The organism is Streptosporangium minutum, assembly GCF_002149035.1.
Classification (GTDB): Bacteria; Actinomycetota; Actinomycetes; order Streptosporangiales; family Streptosporangiaceae; genus Streptosporangium; species Streptosporangium minutum.
In genome coordinates this window covers 1-6,463 of sequence record NZ_NGFP01000376.1, presented here as the reverse complement: position 1 = coordinate 6,463, position 6,463 = coordinate 1, and the positions used below count along the sequence as shown (strand labels likewise).

At 71.8% G+C, this 6,463-nt stretch carries 7 protein-coding genes and 1 pseudogene; 6 read left to right on the top strand and 2 right to left on the bottom strand.

All coding sequences use genetic code 11. The features are described 5' to 3' along the window. Positions 1 to 202: 202 nt before the first annotated feature. The 3 genes and pseudogenes from CA984_RS41835 to CA984_RS41825 form a co-directional block, all read left to right on the top strand. Positions 203 to 526: pseudogene (locus tag CA984_RS41835) on the top strand (ATP-binding protein); the annotation flags it as partial. A gap of 93 nt (positions 527 to 619) precedes the next feature. Then, complete coding sequence (locus CA984_RS41830; RefSeq protein WP_086578864.1) at positions 620 to 1,090, top strand: VOC family protein; 471 nt, start codon at positions 620 to 622, stop codon at positions 1,088 to 1,090. A 305-nt stretch (positions 1,091 to 1,395) separates the two neighbouring features. Continuing rightward, entirely contained in the window at positions 1,396 to 1,887 is a 492-nt protein-coding gene (locus CA984_RS41825) for a GNAT family N-acetyltransferase (RefSeq protein ID WP_086578863.1), read from the top strand. A gap of 159 nt (positions 1,888 to 2,046) precedes the next feature. On the opposite strand, the gene CA984_RS41820 is transcribed toward CA984_RS41825, so the two are convergent. After that, positions 2,047 to 3,003 (bottom strand): LysR family transcriptional regulator, encoded by a 957-nt coding sequence (locus CA984_RS41820; protein WP_086578862.1) that lies wholly within the window; start codon positions 3,001 to 3,003, stop codon positions 2,047 to 2,049. A 141-nt stretch (positions 3,004 to 3,144) separates the two neighbouring features. On the opposite strand from CA984_RS41820, the gene CA984_RS41815 reads away from it, so the two are divergent. The 3 genes from CA984_RS41815 (at position 3,145) to CA984_RS41805 (ending at position 5,742) form a co-directional block, all read left to right on the top strand. Continuing rightward, entirely contained in the window at positions 3,145 to 3,630 is a 486-nt protein-coding gene (locus CA984_RS41815) for a GyrI-like domain-containing protein (RefSeq protein WP_086578861.1), read from the top strand. 175 nt (positions 3,631 to 3,805) lie between these two features. Beyond that, complete coding sequence (locus tag CA984_RS41810) at positions 3,806 to 4,477, top strand: hypothetical protein (protein WP_086578860.1); 672 nt, start codon at positions 3,806 to 3,808, stop codon at positions 4,475 to 4,477. Further along, on the top strand, positions 4,474 to 5,742 hold the full coding sequence (locus tag CA984_RS41805; protein ID WP_242676472.1) for a copper amine oxidase: 1,269 nt from the start codon (positions 4,474 to 4,476) through the stop codon (positions 5,740 to 5,742). Before CA984_RS41810 ends, CA984_RS41805 begins: the two co-directional genes overlap by 4 nt. Positions 5,743 to 5,769: 27 nt before the next feature. Here the strand turns inward: CA984_RS41805 and CA984_RS41800 are convergent. Then, positions 5,770 to 6,463, bottom strand: a 694-nt coding sequence (locus CA984_RS41800) for a DUF4328 domain-containing protein (RefSeq protein WP_086578859.1), incomplete at its 5' end; no start/stop codon positions are given.

Sequence of the window (6,463 nt, the reverse complement as noted above, 5' to 3'; positions counted from 1 at the left end):
GCCCACGGCCGACCGGCCCGACCGGACGCCTCCTCCGCCCGCACATCCCCCGACGCCCCTCCCAGGAGTCTCGATGCCCGCAACGCCGGACGATCTGCGGACCGTCTGCTGGACCCTGCCGCACGAGCTGTCGATCGTCGGCAAGGCCCGAGGCATGGTGAACGAGACCCTCACCGCCTAGGCGCTCCAGGACCTCGCCGACGACGTGGTCCTGGTGGTCGGCGAACTGCTCGCCAACGCGATCACCCACGGCGAGCCCCTGGTCAGGCTCTCCCTGTGGGCCGGGGCCGACGAGCTCTGCGTCCGGGTCACCGACCACGGGCCCGGACAGCCCCGCCATCTCGACCTCGGCGTCGAAGCCGTCCACGGCAGGGGTCTGACCATCGTCGCGGCCCTCGCCGACGACTCCGGCGTCATCCCGCTCCCCGACCGCCCCGGCAAGACCGTCTGGGCCCGCTGGCGCCTTCCCCACCGGAACCTCATCCCGTCAGGTGAGCACGGCACGACGCCCGCCCCGGACGACTGACGGCCCTTCTCCCCACTACCAGCCGGATCAGGATCGAGACGAGACCAACAGCCACTTGACTCTCCAGCCGCTGGAGACTCCACCGTAGGTCGTATGGATTCTGTTACGCCGGAGATCAGCCGCGATATCTATGGAATGCCCGCCTTCGTCACAGTGACCGTCGCCGATCTTGATCGCACGGTCGACTGGTATGTGAACGGACTGGACTTCGTACTGCTTTTCACCGTGCCCGGCCCCGACGGCAGCCCAGCGCTGGTACACCTGCGCCGTTGGCGCTACCAGGACATCCTGGTGCGCCCCGGCGAAGCGTCCGCCGGCGGCCAGTGGACGATCGGCATGATGGCCATGCAGGAGCAGCTCGACGGGCTCGCTGAGCGGGCACGCGCCCACGGCGGCGGCGTGGTCGACGGCCCTGTCAACACCCCGTGGAACACCAGAGACCTGCGCGTCACCGACCCGGACGGGTACACCGTCGTTTACACAGCACGGCGCGCAGAGAGTGAGCGCGACGCACGTTTCAGCGCGATGATGGAGGAGCAGGCACGCGTGCAGCTTGGCGACTGAGGCGCGCTGGACCATTGGACGCGGGGGCGCGTAGCCAGGCCCGGATCGGGACCACGTCGATGGCGCCCTGATAGATGCGGTCGGCCAGTTCTTCGACGCCCGCACCGCAGCCGTTACCGAGCCGGCCCTCCCGCTTGGTCTTCCCTGCCCGCTGGTCTTTCCTGCCCGCTGGTCTTCCCTGCCCGCGAACCGGGCGGCGGCCGTACTCGCGCGGAGCACGGCGGGTGAGGGGCCGGCTCGCCCCGAGCTGGTGCGGCAAGCGGGGGTTCAGCCGATGCCAAGACAGGCGCACCAGGTTGGTCCGCATGCCGTTCCTACCGAGAACCCATGAGATTCCCGCAGGCGTGGAGCACGAGAGCTTCCGCATCCGGCCCATCACCGTTCATGACGCGGTGCGTGACTTCGACGCCGTGATGAGCAGCGCCTCCCGGCTGCGGGAGCGCTTCCCGCACAGCGGCGGATGGCCGCTCGACGACATGACGCTGGAGGACAACCTGATCGATCTGGCGTGGCACCAGAAGGAGGCCCTGCTCCGCAGGTCGTTCAACTACGCGGTGATGAGTCCCGACGGCTCCCGCATGCTCGGCTGCGTCTACGTCGAGCCTCCGGAGAAGCGGGGAGCGGACGCCGACGTGTCGTTCTGGGTGCGGACCGATGAGGAGGGCACGGGCCTGGAGGAGGAGCTGGAACGGGTGGTCCGCGTCTGGCTGCGCGAGGCGTGGCCGTACGCCTCGGTGCGCTGGCCCGGCAGGGACATCTCCTGGGAGGAGTGGAACCTCCTGCCCGACGTCCCCTAGATTCCCCACGGCAGATCCCGCACGACTCCCGTACGGCGTGAGGCCCCCGGCGGCGGCCGGGGACGTCACGGCCCACCGGGTGAGCGGGGACCTCACGATCCGCCGGACGGAACGGCCTCCGGGTGAGCGGGCGGGGTGGCGTCCGCAGCTCCACCGCGCCTAGTTGATCATGCTGGCCTCGGGCTCCGGCAGCCACGCGTCCTCGGGGCGCTCCAACCAGCGGTCGGCCGCGGCGAGCTTGCGGACCGCTTCCCGGAGCGCCTGCAGGCCGGGATGGCGCAGGTCCTTGCGCCAGATCATGCTCCACGGGTAGAGGGCGACGGGCTCGACCAGCGGCCGTATCACGGCGCCCGGCACCTCCGACTGGCTGCTGATGGTCAGGACGGGTACGTCCCACTGCTGGACGTGGTAGGCCAGCTCGTCGATGCCGCGCACGTTCGGCCGGGGCGGTGCGGGGTCCGCGCCGGAGGCGGCGAACAGCTGCTCCACCACCCGCCCCCACTCCGGTGAGGCGTGATCGCCGCACTGCCAGCAGGCGTCGACACCGCGCAGGGCCGCGAGCGGGACGCCTGCCTGACCGGCCAGGGGGTGGCGGTCGGGCAGCAGCACCGCGATGCGCTCCAGCCGTACGAGCTGATGTTCCAGGCCTTCTGCGGTGCGGCCGGTCAGCCCGTTCCACCGGCCGAACGTGACGTCGAGGCGGTGTGCCGCCAGAAGGGGCAGCGCCGTCTCCAGCCCGCCGTGGAAACGGGCGAAGAACGGGAACCCCGGCGCGCGCTCCCTGGCGGCGGCGAGCACCCTCGCGGGCGTGAGCCGCTCCCCCACGACGTCGACGAGCATCGGGGTGCCCTCACCGCGCAGCTCCCGCAGGATCTCGTCGTGCAGCGCGAGCAGTTGCCTGGCCCGCGCCAGCAGCCTCTCCCCGGCGGGGGTGAGCGCCACCCTCCTGGTGGTCCGCTCGAACAGCGCCGCGCCGACCCTGTCCTCCAGGCGGCGGACATCGCGGCTGAGCGCCTGCTGGGCCACGAACAGTCGCTCGGCGGCACGACTGAAGTGCAGTTCCTCGGCGACCGCGACGAAGCACCGCAGCAGCCGGAGATCCAGATCCTCTGCCATCGCCCACTCTTACCGATTCACATGCGAGGTGTGTGAATCACGAATCCATAGGTGTTGGACCGCGACCTGCCGACTCGTCGATCATCAACACTACGACCGAAAACGAGACACTACGACCGAACACGAGAACGGAGCAACGCCATGACCGTGGAGAGCATCGAGGTCCGGCAGCGCGCCCCCCAGCCCGTCGTGAGCGTCAGGGCGACCGTCCCCGTCGCGGAACTGACCGGCGCCCAGGGCGAAAGCCTGCTGGCGCTCTGGGACCACCTGCGGCGGCACGACGTACGGCCCGCAGGGCCGCCCTTCGTCCGCTACCACACCTTCACCGAGACGGAGACCGACCTCGAAACAGGCATCCCGGTGGCCGACGCCGCCGTCGGGGAGGGCCGGGTCGCCGCCGGCGAGCTGCCGGGCGGCAGCGCCGCCGTCACCTGGCACATCGGACCCCACGACAGCCTGGCGAAGGCTTACGGCCGCCTGGAGACCTGGCTGGGCGAGGACGACCGCGAGCCGGACGGCGCCGCGTGGGAGGTCTATCACTGGATCGACCCCACCGAGCGCCCCGACCCCGCCACCTGGCCCGACCCGTCGGCCTGGCGCACGGAGCTCGTCCAGCCCCTCAAGTGAGAGGCGTCCGGGGCTGAGGGCGACGGCCACCCGCACGGGCCGATMGGGCAGGCCGGGAGAGCGCCTCTCCACCGGAACCACCGCTATCGCCGCATTACGACTTTCGAGCCGCCCGGCCGCCCCGACACAGCTACACTCCGCGACCATAGGTCAACAATCGGTAAAGAGGGTGCTTGTGGGGCGGCAGCGGATCGTGATGGCGCTCGCGGGAGCGGGGGCGGTGGCCGTGGTCGGGGCGGCGCTCCTCCTGCCCGGCGGGCAGGGGTCGCAGGCGGCGGAGGCCGCGCCGAGGGAGCCGGTCCCGGGGGATCCGCTGACCGGCGCGGAGATCGCGCGGGCGGGCGACATCGCCTCGGCGACCTCGCGGGCACACATGGCCGCCGGACGGGTCAACCTGCTCTACGTCGAGCGCGACGACGGCAAGGACGCCGAGGAGCGGCGGCGGGCCGACGCCTATCTCTACGACTACGCCACCGACAGGCTGATCGTGCGGACCGTGGACCTCGGCCGGGGCACGATCGTCAAGGAGAGCGTGACGCGGGGCGTGCAGCCGCCGCCGTCCAAGGCGGAGGAGGTCAGGGCCGCCGAGCTGCTGCTGGCCGACCCAGCGTACGGCGGGGGCGTACGCGAGGCCTACGCCAGGGCGGCCGGCAGGCAGCTGCGGTCCGTGGCGGACCTGGGGCTGCGAGGGCTGATCTTCACTCCCGGCCAGGAGGGCGGGGCCCGCCGGTGTGCGGCCCACCGGTGCGTGCGGCTGTTCGTCCGGCTCCCCGGCAGCACCTGGCTGGACACCAGCCGGATCGTCGTCGACCTGTCCGCCAAGAAGATCTACACCCTGGAGTGGTGACCGTGTTCCTGCGCCTGGCCCTCTCCTGCGCCATGCTCACCGGCGGCCTCGGCGCGGCGCAGACCGCGCCCGCCGCCCAGGCCTCGCACGCCATGCCCGCCGCGCGGGTCTCCGCCGCGCCCGCCGCCCGGACGCCACAGGACACGGCCGTCGCGCAGGCCTCGCAGGGCACGGCCGTCGCGCAGGCCGTACGGGCTCCGGCGGCACCGTGCAGCGCGCCGTACCGGATCGACAGGACCCTGCCGAACGGCGCACGCTGGCAGCTCTGCTGGGAGATGCGCAACATCGAGGGACTGACCCTCACCAAGGTCGTCTACACGCCGAAGGGCAACCGCCCGGTCAGTGTGCTGCGCAGCGCCGCGCTGGCCCAGATCCACGTGCCCTACGACAGCGGCAGCCCCCGTTACCACGACATCGGGGCCCTGGGCAGCACGGCCATCCCCCTGCTGGCCGCCGACTGTCCCGGCGGCGAGCGCCGGGAGCAGTCCGTCTGCGTGACGACCCGCGCGCGTGGTCACGCCTACCTGAAGTCCGGCTACGAGGAGCCGAGCGTCTCGGCCCAGGGAAGCGACCTGGTGGTGTTCGCCGCCTTCCAGGTGGGCTGGTACACCTACCTGGCCGAATGGGCCTTCTCCGACGACGGGGCGATCACCCCCCGCGTGGGCGCGACCGGCTCGCTGGCCGGCTCCACCACCACTGCCGGGCACGGCTGGCCGATCGGCGTGGGCAGCGCGACGTTCGAGGAGAGCCACAGCCACAACGTCTTCTGGCGCCTCGACTTCGACATCCAGGGCAAGAGCGGCGACGTCGTCGAGCAGTACGACTTCTCCGGGAGCCGTACGGCCAAGCGGAAGCTCAAGCGCACGACCTTCACCAGGGAGGCAAAGGCCCTCAACCGCCGGACGCGCTGGTGGCGCGTGGTCGACCGCGGGGTCCGCAACGCCGACGGGCACCCCGTCTCCTGGGAGCTCAACAACTCCGACAGCTCGCAGTATCGCGGCCCGGCCGGCGAGGCCTTCACCCGCGCCGACGTCTACGTCACCGGCTACCGTTCCTGCGAGCGCCTGGCGAGCGTCAACCCGGCGCCCAGGTGCGCCGGGTCCGTCGACCGCTACGTGAACGGGGAGAGGCTCACCGACCCCGTGCTCTGGGTCAACGTCGGCTACCACCACGTCCCTCGTGACGAGGACGCCGACCCCATGCCGACCCACTGGCAGGGCTTCCGTGTCACCCCCCGCGACGTCACGGCCAAGAACCCCCACTGAGACGTCACCGGAGACCGCGTTGACACGTCACGGCGGAGAGATCCCGGCGGCCCAGGCGCGCCGGTCCTCCTGGGCTTCCGTGATCCGCAGGATCACCTTGCCCGCCAGGGCCGCCGCGGCCAGGGTGAGGACCAAGGTGAAGACGTCGAACCAGAACGCGCCGCCCGAAGAGCTCCGGTCGCCCGTCGCGAAGAGCAGCACGCCGACGAGCGGCAGCACCCCGGTCCCGAGGAGCCACGAGAGCCACCATGACCAGATCAGCCCCGAGTGCGCCTCCCTGCCGATGTGCTCGCCGCGCACACCGCCGGGCCGGGAGGACGCCCAGACGTCGTCCACGATCTGCTTGGGGATCCACCAGTTGACCACCGGCAGGATCCAGCCGAGCACGATGAGGATCCGGAACCAGCGGTGCGGGACCGGGGTCAGCGACTCGGCGTTCGCGCGGGCCCGGAAGAGCCAGACCAGGAAGGCGATCGCCGCGACGGCGCGGACCAGGAAAAGCCAGACCACGGCGGCGCTCGTCCCGAGGGCGCGGACGAGGAATGTCACGACGGGGAGCAGGTCCTCGACGCTCCGCAGGGACGGCCCCTCCGACATCCTGTCCAGCATCGAGGCGAGACCCGGCCCGGCGAGCACCCAGATGATCTCGGCGAGGGCGGCGGCTCCCAGTGCGGTCACCGCCACGACGGCGGACTCCCGCAGGGGCCGCAGGGGGCGGGGC

Coding starts and splice junctions, on each gene's coding strand:
- CA984_RS41825 (WP_086578863.1), top strand. CDS start 1,396: ATGCCGTTCCTACCGAGAACCCATGAGATTCCCGCAGGCGTGGAGCAC.
- CA984_RS41830 (WP_086578864.1), top strand. CDS start 620: ATGGATTCTGTTACGCCGGAGATCAGCCGCGATATCTATGGAATGCCC.
- CA984_RS41815 (WP_086578861.1), top strand. CDS start 3,145: ATGACCGTGGAGAGCATCGAGGTCCGGCAGCGCGCCCCCCAGCCCGTC.
- CA984_RS41820 (WP_086578862.1), bottom strand. CDS start 3,003: ATGGCAGAGGATCTGGATCTCCGGCTGCTGCGGTGCTTCGTCGCGGTC.